Source organism: Tateyamaria sp. LSS28 (genome assembly GCF_059611725.1).
The window spans coordinates 37491-51713 of the sequence record NZ_JCAPFI010000001.1 but is presented as its reverse complement, the minus strand read 5'-3'; the positions used below and the strand labels follow the sequence as shown (position 1 = coordinate 51713).

Annotated in this window: 21 protein-coding genes; 8 read left to right on the top strand and 13 right to left on the bottom strand. The window is 58.1% G+C overall.

Features of this window, described 5'->3' with window-relative positions; translation table 11 throughout:
- Positions 1-82 precede the first annotated feature (82 nt).
- Entirely contained in the window at positions 83-442 is a 360-nt protein-coding gene (locus AC53L6_RS00325; RefSeq protein ID WP_299208178.1) for a response regulator transcription factor, read from the top strand.
- Here AC53L6_RS00325 and AC53L6_RS00320 read toward each other — a convergent pair.
- A complete protein-coding gene (locus tag AC53L6_RS00320) occupies positions 435-1418 on the bottom strand; it encodes a glutathione S-transferase family protein (protein ID WP_496906393.1) in 984 nt (327 codons plus the stop codon). The two genes, AC53L6_RS00325 and AC53L6_RS00320, sit on opposite strands and share 8 nt — an antisense overlap.
- Positions 1419-1643: 225 nt before the next feature.
- Between AC53L6_RS00320 and AC53L6_RS00315 the strand changes: the two genes are divergently transcribed.
- Positions 1644-2000: a hypothetical protein gene (locus tag AC53L6_RS00315; RefSeq protein ID WP_299208182.1), complete on the top strand. Its 357-nt coding sequence runs from the start codon at positions 1644-1646 to the stop codon at positions 1998-2000.
- A 74-nt stretch (positions 2001-2074) separates the two neighbouring features.
- On the opposite strand, the gene AC53L6_RS00310 is transcribed toward AC53L6_RS00315, so the two are convergent.
- Together AC53L6_RS00310 and AC53L6_RS00305 are read right to left on the bottom strand one after the other, a co-directional pair.
- The gene (locus AC53L6_RS00310) at positions 2075-2962 is read right to left on the bottom strand and encodes a sulfotransferase domain-containing protein (RefSeq protein WP_496906392.1); all 888 of its coding nucleotides are present in this window, start codon (positions 2960-2962) and stop codon (positions 2075-2077) included.
- Between the two features lie 259 nt (positions 2963-3221).
- On the bottom strand, positions 3222-4391 hold the full coding sequence (locus AC53L6_RS00305; protein WP_496906391.1) for a MalY/PatB family protein: 1170 nt from the start codon (positions 4389-4391) through the stop codon (positions 3222-3224).
- Between the two features lie 99 nt (positions 4392-4490).
- On the opposite strand from AC53L6_RS00305, the gene def (AC53L6_RS00300) reads away from it, so the two are divergent.
- The 6 genes from def (AC53L6_RS00300) (at position 4491) to AC53L6_RS00275 (ending at position 7435) form a co-directional block, all read left to right on the top strand.
- Complete coding sequence (def, locus tag AC53L6_RS00300; RefSeq protein ID WP_299208188.1) at positions 4491-5009, top strand: peptide deformylase; 519 nt, start codon at positions 4491-4493, stop codon at positions 5007-5009.
- Positions 5006-5506 carry a peptide deformylase gene (gene def / locus AC53L6_RS00295; RefSeq protein WP_299599754.1) on the top strand — a complete coding sequence of 167 codons (501 nt, stop codon included), beginning with the start codon at positions 5006-5008 and terminating at the stop codon, positions 5504-5506. The genes def (AC53L6_RS00300) and def (AC53L6_RS00295) overlap by 4 nt, the downstream gene beginning before the upstream one ends.
- A complete protein-coding gene (gene def / locus AC53L6_RS00290; RefSeq protein ID WP_496906390.1) occupies positions 5503-5997 on the top strand; it encodes a peptide deformylase in 495 nt (164 codons plus the stop codon). Before def (AC53L6_RS00295) ends, def (AC53L6_RS00290) begins: the two co-directional genes overlap by 4 nt.
- Before the next feature lies 1 nt (position 5998).
- Positions 5999-6904: a methionyl-tRNA formyltransferase gene (gene fmt / locus AC53L6_RS00285; RefSeq protein ID WP_496906389.1), complete on the top strand. Its 906-nt coding sequence runs from the start codon at positions 5999-6001 to the stop codon at positions 6902-6904.
- Between the two features lie 11 nt (positions 6905-6915).
- Complete coding sequence (locus tag AC53L6_RS00280) at positions 6916-7152, top strand: hypothetical protein (protein ID WP_189368226.1); 237 nt, start codon at positions 6916-6918, stop codon at positions 7150-7152.
- A gap of 154 nt (positions 7153-7306) precedes the next feature.
- The gene (locus tag AC53L6_RS00275; RefSeq protein ID WP_496906388.1) at positions 7307-7435 is read left to right on the top strand and encodes a hypothetical protein; all 129 of its coding nucleotides are present in this window, start codon (positions 7307-7309) and stop codon (positions 7433-7435) included.
- Between the two features lie 198 nt (positions 7436-7633).
- On the opposite strand, the gene AC53L6_RS00270 is transcribed toward AC53L6_RS00275, so the two are convergent.
- The 10 genes from AC53L6_RS00270 to AC53L6_RS00225 form a co-directional block, all read right to left on the bottom strand.
- Entirely contained in the window at positions 7634-7945 is a 312-nt protein-coding gene (locus tag AC53L6_RS00270; protein WP_496906387.1) for a hypothetical protein, read from the bottom strand.
- Positions 7946-8202: 257 nt separating this feature from the next.
- Entirely contained in the window at positions 8203-8658 is a 456-nt protein-coding gene (gene rnhA / locus AC53L6_RS00265) for a ribonuclease HI (RefSeq protein ID WP_299773512.1), read from the bottom strand.
- Complete coding sequence (locus tag AC53L6_RS00260) at positions 8651-9244, bottom strand: class I SAM-dependent methyltransferase (RefSeq protein WP_496906386.1); 594 nt, start codon at positions 9242-9244, stop codon at positions 8651-8653. Before AC53L6_RS00260 ends, rnhA begins: the two co-directional genes overlap by 8 nt.
- Positions 9244-9693: a DUF3429 domain-containing protein gene (locus AC53L6_RS00255; RefSeq protein ID WP_496906385.1), complete on the bottom strand. Its 450-nt coding sequence runs from the start codon at positions 9691-9693 to the stop codon at positions 9244-9246. The genes AC53L6_RS00260 and AC53L6_RS00255 overlap by 1 nt, the downstream gene beginning before the upstream one ends.
- Complete coding sequence (locus AC53L6_RS00250; protein WP_496906384.1) at positions 9690-10142, bottom strand: YdeI/OmpD-associated family protein; 453 nt, start codon at positions 10140-10142, stop codon at positions 9690-9692. Before AC53L6_RS00250 ends, AC53L6_RS00255 begins: the two co-directional genes overlap by 4 nt.
- Positions 10139-10753 (bottom strand): LysE family translocator, encoded by a 615-nt coding sequence (locus AC53L6_RS00245; protein WP_496906383.1) that lies wholly within the window; start codon positions 10751-10753, stop codon positions 10139-10141. Before AC53L6_RS00245 ends, AC53L6_RS00250 begins: the two co-directional genes overlap by 4 nt.
- A gap of 328 nt (positions 10754-11081) precedes the next feature.
- A complete protein-coding gene (locus AC53L6_RS00240) occupies positions 11082-11600 on the bottom strand; it encodes a hypothetical protein (protein WP_496906382.1) in 519 nt (172 codons plus the stop codon).
- A gap of 108 nt (positions 11601-11708) precedes the next feature.
- Positions 11709-12659: a 4-hydroxy-3-methylbut-2-enyl diphosphate reductase gene (ispH, locus tag AC53L6_RS00235; RefSeq protein WP_496906381.1), complete on the bottom strand. Its 951-nt coding sequence runs from the start codon at positions 12657-12659 to the stop codon at positions 11709-11711.
- A gap of 60 nt (positions 12660-12719) precedes the next feature.
- Positions 12720-13460: a helix-turn-helix transcriptional regulator gene (locus AC53L6_RS00230; RefSeq protein ID WP_496906380.1), complete on the bottom strand. Its 741-nt coding sequence runs from the start codon at positions 13458-13460 to the stop codon at positions 12720-12722.
- Between the two features lie 162 nt (positions 13461-13622).
- On the bottom strand, positions 13623-14195 hold the full coding sequence (locus AC53L6_RS00225; RefSeq protein WP_189368237.1) for a LabA-like NYN domain-containing protein: 573 nt from the start codon (positions 14193-14195) through the stop codon (positions 13623-13625).
- Between the last annotated feature and the right edge of the window lie 28 nt (positions 14196-14223).

Below are 14223 nucleotides of genomic sequence, written 5' to 3'. Positions count from 1 at the left end.
TTAGGAAACGTTAACTGATTGTTAAGACAATCTTGAACAGAACTTTGTAGGCAGGGTCACGTTGGGGTGGCTCGGAGTTAATATGAATGTATTGATTGTAGAGAGTCGACCTGAGTTAGGGGTGTTGTGGCAGCGACATCTAGAGCGTCAGGGTGCGGTTGTGTCCCTTGTTCACGGACAAAATGAAGCTGTCGAATACTTGTCGGAACATACCGCAGACATCATCGTCATGGACCTTGTTCTTGGCGAGGGGAGCGCGTTGGCCGTTGCGGATTTCGCCAGCTACCGGCATCCCAATGCGCGCGTCATCTTTGTGACCGACACGTCCTTTTTCTCGGACGGGTCGATCTTCAACCATTCCAGCAATGCCTGTGCTTTTGTCCCCGCGGGGACACCGCCAGAGGATCTGGCGGCGATGGTGGAGCATTACGGGGTCAGCTGACCGCGTCGCGCCCGTGGGGGGCTGCAAAATCAACCACGGCGTTGATCGGCACGATCCGGTGCGGATTGATGCTTTCGTGGCTGTAGTGATAGTGGCGCACGATGTGATCCATGTTCACCGTCTCTGCCACGCCTGGCACCTGATAGAGTTCACGCGTGTAGGCCCAGAGGTTGGGGTAATCCATCAGCCGCTTGCGGTTGCATTTGAAGTGCAGATGATAGACCGGATCGAACCGCACCAGCGTGGTAAAGAGCCGCCAGTCGGCTTCAGTGATCTGATCGCCCATTAGGTAGCGTGACCCGGCCAACCGCTCCTCCAGCCAGTCGAGCGTGTCAAAGAGCGGGTGGACTGCGTCGTCATAAGCCTCTTGCGTCGTGGCGAAGCCGGATTTGTAGACGCCGTTGTTCAGCGTATCGTAGATACGGTCGTTCACGGGGGCGATGGCGTCCCGCAGCTCCTGTGGCCAGAAATCCCGGGTGTTGCCCGTGATCCCGTCAAAAGCCGAGTTGAACATGCGGATGATCTCGGAGCTTTCGTTGCTCACGATGGTTTCGCGCTGTTTGTCCCACAGGATCGGCACCGTGACCCGGCCCGAGAACTTCGGATCGGCCTTGGTATAGATGTCGCGGGCAAAGGGAGCGCCAAAGAGTGTGTCCCCCGTGGCGCCCTTGTCATCTGTTTGGAATGTCCAGCCATCGGACAGCATGTCCGGGTGCACGGCCGAGATGCTGATGTGGTCGGTCAGGTCCTTGAGCTGGCGGAAGATCAGGGCCCGGTGCGCCCATGGGCAGGCATAGGAAACATAGAGGTGATAGCGGCTGCTTTCGGCCGAAAACCCATCCGCCCCCGATGGGCCTGCGCTGCCGTCAGCGGTGATCCAGTTGCGGAACTTGGCCTGGCTACGCTGAAATTTTCCACCGCTTGATTTCGTATCGTACCACTGGTCGTGCCAGACACCGTCCACCAAAAGACCCATGTCGCTTCTCCCGCTTGTGCTGGGTTCGATGTAGACGGCGCGCTTTGGCACGCAAAGCTGTGGGCGCGCGCATTGCGCCTGCGTTTGCGCACACACATATGAGAAATGACAGAGTCACAGGAAAGCCACATTCTGAAAAGACTCGGAGTATGTCATTGGAATTTAACTGAAACGACTCACTTAGCTGGTCATCTTTTGACGTGGGGACTGAAAGGAAAGACTGCCATGTCCACATTCGTACCGAAGGAAGTGCAAGCCGGTCTTGATAGTGCGCGGCTGCAATCGTTGAAAAAGGCATCGCGCTTGCGCCTTGCCGTTGATGGTGTGACGTACCCCGTTCTACGTATGTGGAAGACCGGGTTTTCCATGCAGGCAGAGGCGGCACCTTATCTGCGTGGGTACGTTGATTTGTATGACGGTGCGATTCATCTGTTCCAATGCCTGATCGTGGCGTCCGACGAAGAGGCGGGTGAGATGCGGTACGAGTTCAAGCGGCTGACGGCAGTGGCCGAAAAACCTGCGCTTGATTTCGTTCGGGCCGAAGATGCGCCGGTGGCGTTGCTGGCCAACAAGGTCGACTGATCCACGCTGCTGGATCGTCGGTGTCAGGGCGCTGTTGCAAACAGACCAATACAGATATTGCGAGGGGCAATCTGCTAGGGGGTGTCCCTCAATGCAGAGCCATTCTCTAACCATGCGCGGTCTTCTGGCTTCAAATGGGCATTCATCATAGCGTCATAGGCAGAGAGTTCGTCATCCGTCAGATGACCCCGCCATTTTCCGCTGGTGCCGCTGTGAAAGAACGCGGTATCCGACTTGAAAAATCCCTTTCCTCCTGACGGCGCATAGCGCTCTGCGTTCTGTCGCATGTTATCGAATGTTGCCGCCGCAAGAAGCTGTTGCATGACAGCCTCTGAATGCGGTGTGTCCAACAACGCCGACAGTTTGGCGAAGACGCCGGCCAGGTCCTGCTTCATATCCGCGTAGTGGAAGAGCGATACGTTCGGTCGGTCGGCAAGCGCCTTGGCGGCTTGGTAGTGTCGAAGGATATGTGCGAGGGGCATGGCATCAGCATCGAACCCCTCGGCCCCACCATCCAGAAAACGGCGAAATGCAATACCTTCCTCGTCTTCCTCTGGATACCAATGATTGAACCAAGGCATTGGGATGTTGCGCATGTGTTGTCGCATCGAGAAATGCGCATCAAGAGGATGGCGGAACACGCAAATATACTGCGCCTGATCGTCCAAAGGCAGACCATCCATTGGCGTGTGGCTTTTCATGCTGCGGCGTTGGGTCATGGCGTCGAGCCGTTCCGCCACTTCCGCCATTTCGCGGATGCGGATGTCGACCCATGGCATCTTTATGGACAATTCCGTCTCGACCTCGGGGTCGCCGGACAGCAGTAGCGCCACGATTGTCTGCATCCACGTGGTCCCGCACTTTGGAGGCGTTACGACGAACACGTCGTCGGGCCGGATGCTGACCATGTCCCAACGCCTGTTGTCGGTCAGGGGGCCAAGGTAGAGCTTTCGGTTCGTCATGTCTCAGCTCCTCCTGACTGCGGACGTGATCAGGAAGAGTTGCGCGGCGGCAGAACGCAACAAAAAAGACTGAAGCGTTTCCAAAGGTGCGTATGACAGACGGTTTCTAGTGCGGTCTGATTGGCATTCGGTATCAGCAAGGTCTCAAGGACCTATTGTCTGCATCCGACCTTGTCGCAGGCATCCTGATAAACGCACGTTCGCGTTTGGCTGATCAACAATCTGACAGTGTCACACTAGAGGGCGCGTGTGTCGCGTCCTATTGCAAGTCACCAAATGCCCGCGCCAACCGTTCGACCGCTTCCTGCACCCGTGCGCGGGGCGTAGCGATGTTGAACCGCAGCCAGCTGTCGCCGCCCTTGCCGAAGGTGGGGCCGTGGTTGACCGCGATGCAGGCGTCTTTCTCGACCCGTTTGGTGAATTCCTCGCGCGTCATGCCAGTGCCATCGAAATCAACCCAGGACAAGTAAGTCGATTCAAGCGGCATCGAATAGAGACCCGGGATCGCGTTCACGGCGTCGTCAAAGAGCTTCCGGTTGCCATCGAGATACGTGACCAGTTCGTCTGTCCACGCAGCCCCTTCTGGCGAGTAGGCAGCCGTCGCCATGAACAGTCCGAAAGAATTTGGCGACAGGCCCAACCCCGCCATGCGCTGGGCAAACTTGGCGCGCAGGTCCGGGTCCGCGATGATCACGTTGCCAGAGTGGCTCCCTGCGATGTTGAACGTCTTGGTTGTGGCCGTCATCATGATCAGCCGATCCTCGACCCCGGGGATATGGGACATCGGGATGTGCTTGTGCCCGGGCATGACGAGGTCGTGGTGAATTTCGTCCGACACGAGGATCAGGTTGTGGCGCTTGGCAAAGGCTGCGATGCCTTCCAGTTCTTCGCGTGTCCAGACCCGTCCGCCGGGGTTATGGGGCGAGCAGAGGATCAGCATGGTTTCGGACCCGTCCATTTGCGCGTCCCACGCGTCGAAATCCATAGTGTAGCGACCGTCGGTCATGGGCATCTCGCACTCAACCACGCGCCGATTGTTGGCCGTGATGACCCGGGCAAAGGCGTGGTACACAGGCGTCATGAGCACGACCCCATCGCCGGGCTGAGTGAAGGTGTCCACGCACATGGCTGTGCCGTTGACGAGGCCGTGCGTGGTAAAGATCTGATCGGCGTGTACCGTCCAGTTGTGCCGTTCCTTCATCCACCACTGAATGGCCGCCCGGTACTGGCTGTCGTCCCCGAAATACCCCATGATCCCGTGATCGACTTGCGCCTGCACAGCGTCCAGAACGCATTGCGGCGGACGGAAGTCCATGTCGGCCACCCACATGGCGAGCCCCTTGTCCCGGTCCACGCCATAGATCGCTTCCATCATGTCCCATTTCACGCAATGGCTGCCGCGGCGGTCGATGATGGTGTCAAAGCTCATGGGGGGTCTCCGGTTCTGATTTGCGCGCAGGCTAGCGTGCGTGCTGGCAGGTGCAAGGGGACATTGCGATGACCGGGGTGTTGGCTTACATGCAAGGGCATGAAACGACCCATAATCTTGCACCCCGATCCACGCCTGAAGAAGACGGCGGATGCTGTGTCCGATCTGTCGGATGAACTGCGTCGTCTGGCCGATGACATGTTGGAAACCATGTATGACGCGCCGGGGATTGGGCTGGCCGCCCCGCAAGTGGGTGTGCTCAACCGGCTGATCGTACTGGATTGCGTCAAGGAAGAGGGAGAGGCGCCCCGTCCCCTAATCATGTTCAACCCCGAGGTCCTTGCATCTTCGGATGAGCTGAACACATACGAAGAAGGGTGTCTGTCCATCCCCGAGCAATTTGCAGATGTGACCCGCCCCGCCGAGGTTGAAGTGCGTTGGATCGACCGTGACGGCAAGGAGCGGATCGAGGGCATGGATGGCCTATGGGCCACATGCGTTCAGCACGAGATCGACCACCTCGATGGCAAGCTGTTCATTGACTACCTCAAACCGCTCAAGCGCCAGTTGATCACGCGCAAGATGCAGAAGCTGAAACGGGAACGCGCCCGCGTATGAGCCTGCGCGAGATCCTGACCTGGCCGCATTCGTGTTTGCAGGCGATCTGTGAACCGGTTGAGGTCATCACCCCGGCCATCCGGAGTTTGGCCGCGGATATGCTCGACACCATGTATGCAGCCCCGGGCCGTGGTTTGGCAGCCCCGCAGGTGGGGGAGTTGCTGCGCCTCTTTGTGATGGACGCGACGTGGAAAGAGGGCGACCCCAGCCCCGTTATCTGCATCAACCCGGATATTCTGGACCGCGGCACGGAAATTGTCGGCGCTGACGAGGGCTGTCTGTCGATCCCCGGCGTCATGGCCCATGTCGAACGCCCAACCTCGGTTCGGATGGTGTGGACCGATCTTGAAGGCATGGTACATGATCAATGGCTGAGCGGGTTTCACGCGCTTTGCGCCCAGCATGAACTCGACCATCTAGATGGTATTGTCACGCTCGATCAGGTTGATGAGGCGCAACGTGCGGCAATTCTGAGCGCTTACGAGGCGCAAGTATGACGGTTCGCCCTTTTGTCCCATGGCCTGACGTGCGGCTGCGCACGGCGGCTGCGGACGTGTCAGAGATCACAGATGATGTGCGCGGGATTTGGGCAGACATGGTCGAGACGATGGACGCGATGCCCGGCGTTGGCCTTGCAGCGCCGCAGATCGGGGTGATGCTCCGTCTTGCCGTGGTTGACGCCACCCCGGACCGCAGCCGCCGCATCCTGTTGGCCAATCCCGAGGTGCTGGAGGCCGATGCGGAGATCGAGAAGGGTATGGAAGCAAGCCCGAACCTGCCCGGTGTTTCGGCCGAGATTCCGCGACCAAAGACTGTCACCGTGCGTTTTCTGAATGCTGATGGCGTCATTGACCGCCGCACGTTCGAAGGCTTGGAAGCGCGCAGTGTGCAGCACCAGATCGACCATCTGGCCGGGCGGATGTATTTCGACAATCTGGGGCGGGTGAAGCGGGACATGCTGATCCGCAAGGCAAGAAAGGCCAAGTGACATGCGCGTGATCTTCATGGGAACGCCAGACTTCTCTGTCTCTGCCCTTGATGCTCTCCACACAGCGGGGCACGAGATTGCGTGCGTCTACACTCAGCCGCCACGACCGGCGGGGCGGGGGAAAAAGGATCGGCCCAGCCCGGTGCAGGCGCGTGCCGAGGCCTTGGGGCTAGGGGTGCGTCATCCCGTTTCGCTGCGCGACGCCGAGGCGCAGGCAGACTTCGCCGCGCTGAATGCAGATATAGCTGTTGTCGTGGCTTATGGCCTGATCCTGCCGCAACCCGTCCTTGATGCGCCGACCCATGGGTGTCTGAATATCCATGCAAGCCTGTTACCGCGCTGGCGGGGGGCCGCGCCCATTCACCGGGCGATCATGGCGGGCGATGCAGAGACGGGTGTGTGCATCATGCAGATGGAGGCGGGGTTGGACACCGGGCCTGTCCTGATGCGCGAGGCGACGACCATTGGCGCAACTGAAACCACGGCTGAGCTGCATGACAGGCTTGCCGATCTGGGGGCCGCATTGATCTTGAAAACGCTGGAGCAGTTGCCAGCGCTGACGGCTGAACCGCAGCCGGAGCATGGCGTAACCTATGCTGCGAAGATCGAAAAGGCTGAGGCGGCCATCGACTGGACACAGGATGCGGTTGAGGTGGACCGGAAAATTCGCGGGCTATCCCCCTTTCCCGGCGCTTGGTTTGAGCATGATGGCATGCGGATCAAAGTGCTGGGTTCGGAACTGGCTGAAGGCTCTGGCCTTGCGGGCACGATCCTTGACGATGCCCTGACCATCGCCTGCGGTCAGGGCGCCGTACGTCTGACCCGCTTGCAACGGGCAGGCAAAGGCGCGCAGGATGCGGAAATGTTCCTGCGCGGCATGCCCTTGCCCAAGGGAACCCAATTGTAGGAGCGCCGCCCATGTTTCCCACCTTGATCGGCACCGTCGTGATTGCGGGCATTGTCGGCTACATCTCCGAAAAATCGCGGTTTACCCATAATGGGATCGTGCAGTCGATCATCATCTGCATCGGCGGCGCGTTTCTATTTTACTTCGTGCGGCTCATGTTCGGCTTTGGCTTTTCCAGTCCCGGGTTAAACGCAATCGTATCATCCATTGGTGCGCTGATCATCGTTCCAACGCATTGGCGGAAGTGAAGCGACCTTGGGCTTTGGCCTGAAAGATCAGCGCTTGCGATTGTCGGCGCCGTGTCCGGTTGTCCTGAAATTCGGACCAAGGTGACTGGACGGGTCGGCCAAGCGGAAATTTGGGCCCAAATGACTGGATGGTTTTGCGGCGCGCACCCCGCTGGTGAACCGATTTGGGGCCGGGCGCTGGATGACCTTTGCTTGCGTGACGTTGCTGTTCGCGTTGCGCGTTGCGTTCTCCGCGATGGCAGGCAGCGTCGTGCATATGAATGTCACGCCAATGATCGTTTGAAGATAGTGCTTTCGGTGAAACATGTGGTGCCTTCTGACGGGATCGCCGCGATTGCTTGACCCAATATAGTGTTGCAGGGTGGGTCACCCAAGCTGGTCCGGCGTTTGCACCTTGATCGGTATTCCCTGAAGCGGAACGTGGCCCGCCGTGAGGGAAGAGGCGGGCCGCGCAATATGCTGACATTCAAGAGTGGAGCGATCAGAAGAATTTCTTGATCAGGACCTTCTTCTTGAACTTGGTTTTTGGGCTAACGTATTTCTTTTTCTTCACACCGTGATGAAACTTGTGACCATGGTGATGTTTGTGCCCGTGGTGGTATTTGTAGCCATGGTGAAATTTGTGTTTCTTCACCTTCACTTTAAAATTGGCGTCAATCACCTGCGCTGTTTCGACGTTGGTGGGGGCGCTGGCCCAGACGGCTTGCGCATTTGCCGGTGCAAGGCTGGTCACGGTGACGGCGGTCGCGATTGCGGCGATCAGAAGCGGGGTCTTGGTGGCTTTCAGTTTCATTCTCTCTTCTCCTTTGCGTTTCGGCGTCTGGGCCGTTCGTCTTGAGAAAGAGATAGAGAAGTACGGCTGTAACAATAAGGGACCGTTCGGTCACAAACTGTCATGGATATGGCAGGGTGGTGTGAGGATTTGCTTGGATGAGCGCAGAATAATGTAATTTTTACAGCAAGTTGGGTGATCAACTACCTGTAACATTCGATGTGACAATCACGCGGTCGACACCGGTTTGAGGCTGGTTTGGCGGAAATGCCCCTGCGTCACTTGCCCTTGAAGGGGGCCATGCCCGCCCGTGCCAATTCGTCAGCCCGTTCGTTTTCAGGGTGACCGGCATGTCCCTTGACCCATTCCCAGGTCACGTTGTGTCGGGCTTGCGCAGCGTCCAGCCGTTGCCACAGGTCGGCATTGGCGACGGGTTTCTTGGCAGCGTTCTTCCACCCGTTCCGCTTCCAGCCGTGGATCCAGCTTGTGATCCCGTTCTTGACGTAGTTGCTGTCGGTGACGACGGTGATGGTAGACGGTTTGTCCAACGCCTCAAGAGCCGAGATTGCGGCCATCAGCTCCATCTTGTTGTTGGTGGTCTGGGCCTCTCCGCCCTTGAGTTCACGTTCCTTGACGATCCGGTCGCCGTCCATGGCCCGCAACAAAGCACCCCAGCCACCCGGGCCGGGATTTCCGGAGCAGGCACCGTCTGTATAGGCAAACAGCTCAGGCACGGGCGGCCTGCAGCACGATGAATGGGGCAACCTCACCGGACAGGCCTGCTTCCTCGCCGGTGCGGCTGTATTCGATCTTGAACCCAGTGGATGTCAGCAGGTCGGTCAATGCTTCTTCTGGCATGTAGGAATAGAGCCGTCCGATGCGGTCGCGGCTTTCGCCGGTGCCCAGCTTGGTGCCGAAATGGAACAGGCCACCCGGTTTCAGGGCGGCGCGGATCGCCGTGAACTGGTCGGGCCATTTTCCCAGCGGCGTGTGCAGCATCGAGAAGTTGGCCCAGATGCCGTCATAGGCTGCGGTTTCGGCCAGATCGCCATAGCCTGCCTGCCGTGTTGTGACACCGGTATGCGCTCGGGCGATTTCCAGCATCTCGGGCACCGGATCCCAGGCGTGTGCGGTCAGACCGGCCTGTGCCATCGCGGCGGCGGCAAATCCGGGGCCGCAGCCGATGTCGAGTACCGTTCCGGCCTCGGGCATCGCTGCTATGAACCGTTGCAGGCTGCGATCGGCGTTGGCCTTGCTCACCAGCTTGGCATAGTCGGCGGCCTTGTCTGCATAGACCTGCAGGGTTTTGCGGTCGCTCATCACGCCACCGTAACCGCAAGGCAGGTCACGACGATGGCCGTCAATAGCAGTCGCAATCTCATCCACCATGAGGGTGTCAGACCCCAGCGGAAAAAGGCGAAGTCCAGCATGAGCAGGCCAACAAATCCGAAGATGAGGTTCATTCCAGCGCTGGTTGGACCACCCCCCGTCATGAAGAACGCCCATAGTGCAGGCACGACGGATAGGGTGTAACCCATGGCCGCCTGTGTACCTTTGGTCTTGGTCGCAAACCCCCACAAAACGCCAGACATGAACGATAGGATGACCGAACCATAAAACAGTTGAACATATGGTCCGACGAAACGTGGCCCGAATGCCTGCGCCCCCCACGCTCCAAGCCCATCGTTCAAGAGTGTCGCTGCCCCCCAGACAAACGGGATCAGACCGGCCAGGCCAAGGGCAAGGGGGACGATGGGTATTCTGGTCATAGTTCGCTGATCAGTTTCTGAATGCGCTTGGTGCGGGTGTCGGCCCTTTTGGCCGTGTTGACAAGATGCAATCTGGAGCGCTGCTGACCAGGTGTCAAAGCGTTCCACGCGTTGATCTGCCCGGAGCTTCGGATGGCCAGCAATACATCCTCCGGCGCCTCAACCACCCTTGGGTCGACGGGGCGTACGCGCGCATCAAAAGGTTCTCCAACCTCAAGCCAGCTGTCGCGGAGAAATGTCTTGCCGGTGTAAACAAACAGGCCGTCGATCACTGGGGCTTTCGTCAACGCGAGATTGATCGGGAAATCGCCAAACTCGCCCTCGATCCGTTTGGTATGGGGCGACAGCGCCGCTGCAACCGCGTCCGGCAAACGCAGAACGGTATAGGTGTTTTTCCCCCACTCCATAGGTTCGATAACACCGTCGAAGTAAATCCAGTCGCTGCTCACGCGCGTTCAAGCGCGAGGCGGCCCGCCAACGCCGCAAAGATCGCGGCAAAGCTGCGCGAGAGCCAGCGCATGACGATTTCTGATCCGAGGATCCACTGGCGCGCCGCAGCGGCGAACGTGCCGTACAGAACAAACACGGCGAAGGTCATCGCCATAAACACCAGCCCAAGGGTCGTCATCTCGAACGTTGCCGTTGTCGCGTTGCCCGACAGGAACGGAGGCAGAAGCGCGAGGAAGAAAATCGACAGCTTCGGGTTCAGGATGTTGATCAACGCACCCCGCCTTGCAATGCGCCACCCGGCATCGGCACTGCGTTGGGACGAAATGTTCAGTGCGCCACCGCTGCGCAGACTGCCCCATGCGAGCCAAAGCAGATACGCGACGCCGGCAAACTTAACGATATTGAACAGGAGAGCAGAGGTGTGAAGGATCGCCGCCAGTCCGAGCGTCGCGGCCAGAAGGTGCGGGATGATCCCGACAGTGCAGCCAATTGCGGCCCAGAGCGCGGCGCGGCGGCCTTGGCCAAGGCCCAGGGCGAGGGTGTAGATCACGCCAGTGCCCGGGGCGATGACGACGACGAGGGCGGTCAGGAAAAACTGGAGAGAGAGCATGGAAACCTTCGGGTTGGGACAAGCGAAGGCTAGGGCGAAGGGGCGGATTTGGCAATCTGTCCCCGCGGGGACAGGCCCTTCGGCGGGGTTACGGGATGTTTAGCAGTTTGTGATTTGTGTTTGGTCACAAAGGGTTGGTTATCGCGCGGTGGGGATACGCGATTTTAACCATGCGAAAGCCATGCTGCTTGCCGAAGGCGGCCGGGTCTTTGGCGCTGGACCATTTTTAATGTCAATGTGTGCGACAGCTTTGCGGACGAAGCGGACATTTGCTGCGGCTGCGCCGATGGCTGCTTTTGATCAAAACAGGCTAGTGACGGATCTCTCCTTACGGACTGTATTCGGGACTATCATCAGGATGACCGTCAGGGTCACGGATGCCTCCGTAAAAAACCCACCACTCGACCCCCTCTATCACCTCACGAAAGCTGCCTTTGCTCGTGACTACCTTTCTGAGTTGGTGCTGAGGTTTACCTTGATATTCCTCAATGGAAGACACCACCATTGATTTGAAAACTTCCAGACTAGGCTCGCTCAACAAAACCGGTTTTGGTCCAAAATACACAGCTGCCTCCAGAACCTTAGAAACAAGGCCTGGAAAAAGTATGTTATCGAGGACTTTGCAGAGCGCGGGATTGAACCGTGGCCATCCTGCTGCACCTTCATAGGTGTAACGGCGACCATCGCAATCGAAGAGATATCCGTTTGTGTATTTGACGGAATTTGGAACTCTCCCGAAGACGGTGAAGTCAAAGCGATTTCTGACCACTTTGAACCCCGTGAACTCATTGGAGCGGTCACTTTCGATCACTAACACTGGGTAGCTGAGTTTGGGGTCACGAGTCATAGCCAACAATTGTCAAATAGTCTGATCTCACGCAACAGGTCACCTAAACCGGACCTTAGCTGCTCTACAGCAAGACGACATCTTGGGCTCGTAGCGGCCATTCGCGTGTTATGCAGGCTCTCGCAAAACCCGTGGCACTTTGAATTCCACATTCTCGACCGCTGTTTCGACCATCTCGACCGTCACGTCATATCTGTCGCGGAAGGCGTCGATGACTTCGTTGATCAGCACTTCCGGCGCGGATGCGCCAGCCGTGATGCCCATGCTTTTGATCCCGTCCAGCGCGCGCCAATCGATATCCGTCCCCCGTTGCACTAATTGCGCATAGGTGCAGCCCGCGCGTGCGCCCACCTCGACGAGCCGTTTGGAGTTTGACGAGTTGGGAGCACCAACCACGAGCATCGCGTCGCATTTGGGGGCCATCGCCTTGACCGCTTCCTGCCGGTTGGTCGTGGCGTAGCAGATGTCTTCCTTGTGCGGGCCGACGATATTCGGGAAGCGCGATTGCAGGGCAGCCACGATGTCCGCCGTGTCGTCCACCGAAAGGGTAGTCTGCGTAACGAAAGCCAGTTTGTCGGGGTCCCGTACATTCACCGTTGCCACGTCTTCGACCGTTTCGACCAGCAGCACTTCGCCCTCGGGCAGTTGGCCCATGGTGCCTATCGTTTCGGGGTGGCCCTCATGGCCGATCATGATCATCTGCAAGCCGTTGTCGGCGTGCCGCTGCGCCTCGATATGGACCTTGCTGACCAGCGGGCAGGTGGCATCGACATAGATCATCTCGCGCGCTTGCGCCGCTTGCGGGACGGATTTTGGCACGCCGTGGGCCGAGAAGATGACGGGCCGGTCATCCGGGCATTCCGTCAGTTCCTCGACAAAGACGGCACCCTTGTCACGCAGGCTGTCGACGACGAACTTGTTGTGCACGATTTCGTGCCGGACAAAAACGGGTGCACCCCATTTGTTCAGGGCCATTTCAACGATCTTGATGGCGCGGTCCACGCCTGCGCAGAACCCGCGCGGGGCGGCAAGATAAAGGGTCAATGCTGGCTTGGTCATGGCCGCTCCTGTCGTTGTCTCAGACGTAAGCTCTAGTGTCGTTGTGGTAAAGAGTTTCGGCTAGACTGCGTGGTCTGTGTTCCCAAAAACCAAGCGGGCGGCTTCTGCCCTATTGTGGATTCCAAGCTTGCGATAGGCTGTCTTGGCGTATTCCGCGACGGTATTCATACTGATCCCACATAGGCGCGCGGCTTCCTTGCGACTGAGACCGCGTGCCAGCATGTATATGATTTCGGCCTCGCGCGGGCTGAGTGCGTTGAGAGCGGTTGGCATGTTGGGTGCAATCAAAGCTGGTTCATGATCTGTCTTAGCCCCGGAAAGCTCTTCGATCCTGCGATGTACAAGCAGGCAGAATAGGCGGAACTGTTCAGCTTGCGGCCACATGCGTTCCATGAAGGTTGCGCGATCGAGTTTTGTTCCGAGATTGAAGCCACCGTAGCGGTCTGCCCCGCGCAGGCGGGTCGGAATCCCAAAGCCTGTCAGGAATCCTTCGGCTCGCGCTGTCTTGATGAACGCTTTCGCCTCATCAGGTAGATAGGAATGTTGTGACAGAAACTCGGGGCCAGTTGGGGTGATCTCGTAGCTGTCGCAACAATGGCTCAAGAAAGGATCCCTGTCCGGTGAAGCGTTCACATACAGGTCTGGGCAAGTTGTCAGAAGCCTGCTGGCTTCCGGCGGGGAACCATGAGCCGTGATGTAGATGACGTGATGAATGCCGCGCGCGCGCAGCCTTTGGACAGCGCCATCCCACAACTCGTCGATGGTCGTCAGTTGCTCAAGTGCTTCGGCGTCACGATACACGTGCGTATCCCCCCAATCAGGGGGATACTGGCACAGTGATTTTCGTTTTAAAACACTGTGGTGCATTCTATCCAACGGCGCGCCAGATTATTTCTATGACCAAACACTTTGTGAACGGACAGCCAGCGGCAGTGCAATGCCGCTGGCAGTTTCACTATTGGCTTAGCCCTGAGCCTGAACCCGCTCTTCGCGTTCTGGCATTGGCTCGCGCGGCGGCCGCCCTATGACGTCCTTCAGTTCGTCCAGCTCAATGAAGTTATCTGCCTGACGCCGCAGATCGTCCGAAATCATCGGGGGTTGGCTGCGGATCGTCGATACAACAGAAACTCGAACGCCTTGACGTTGCAGGCTTTCCACAAGCGGACGAAAATCCCCGTCGCCCGAAAATAGGACAATGTGGTCGACACGCGGCGCAAGTTCCATGGCATCCACCGCTAATTCGATGTCCATGTTTCCTTTTACCTTACGACGACCCATCGAGTCGGTGTATTCCTTGGCTGGCTTGGTCACCATGGTAAAGCCGTTGTAGTTCAACCAATCGACCAAAGGTCGGATCGGCGAATACTCGTCATTTTCCAACAGTGCGGTGTAGTAAAAAGCGCGGAGTAACTTGCCTCGACGCATGAACTCCTGTCGCAGTAACTTGTAGTCGATATCGAACCCAAGCGCTTTGGCTGCGGCGTATAAGTTCGAACCGTCGATGAACAGCGCCAGCCGTTCGTCTTTGTAAAACATAAAATGTCCTTCCGAAAATTCGGGTACC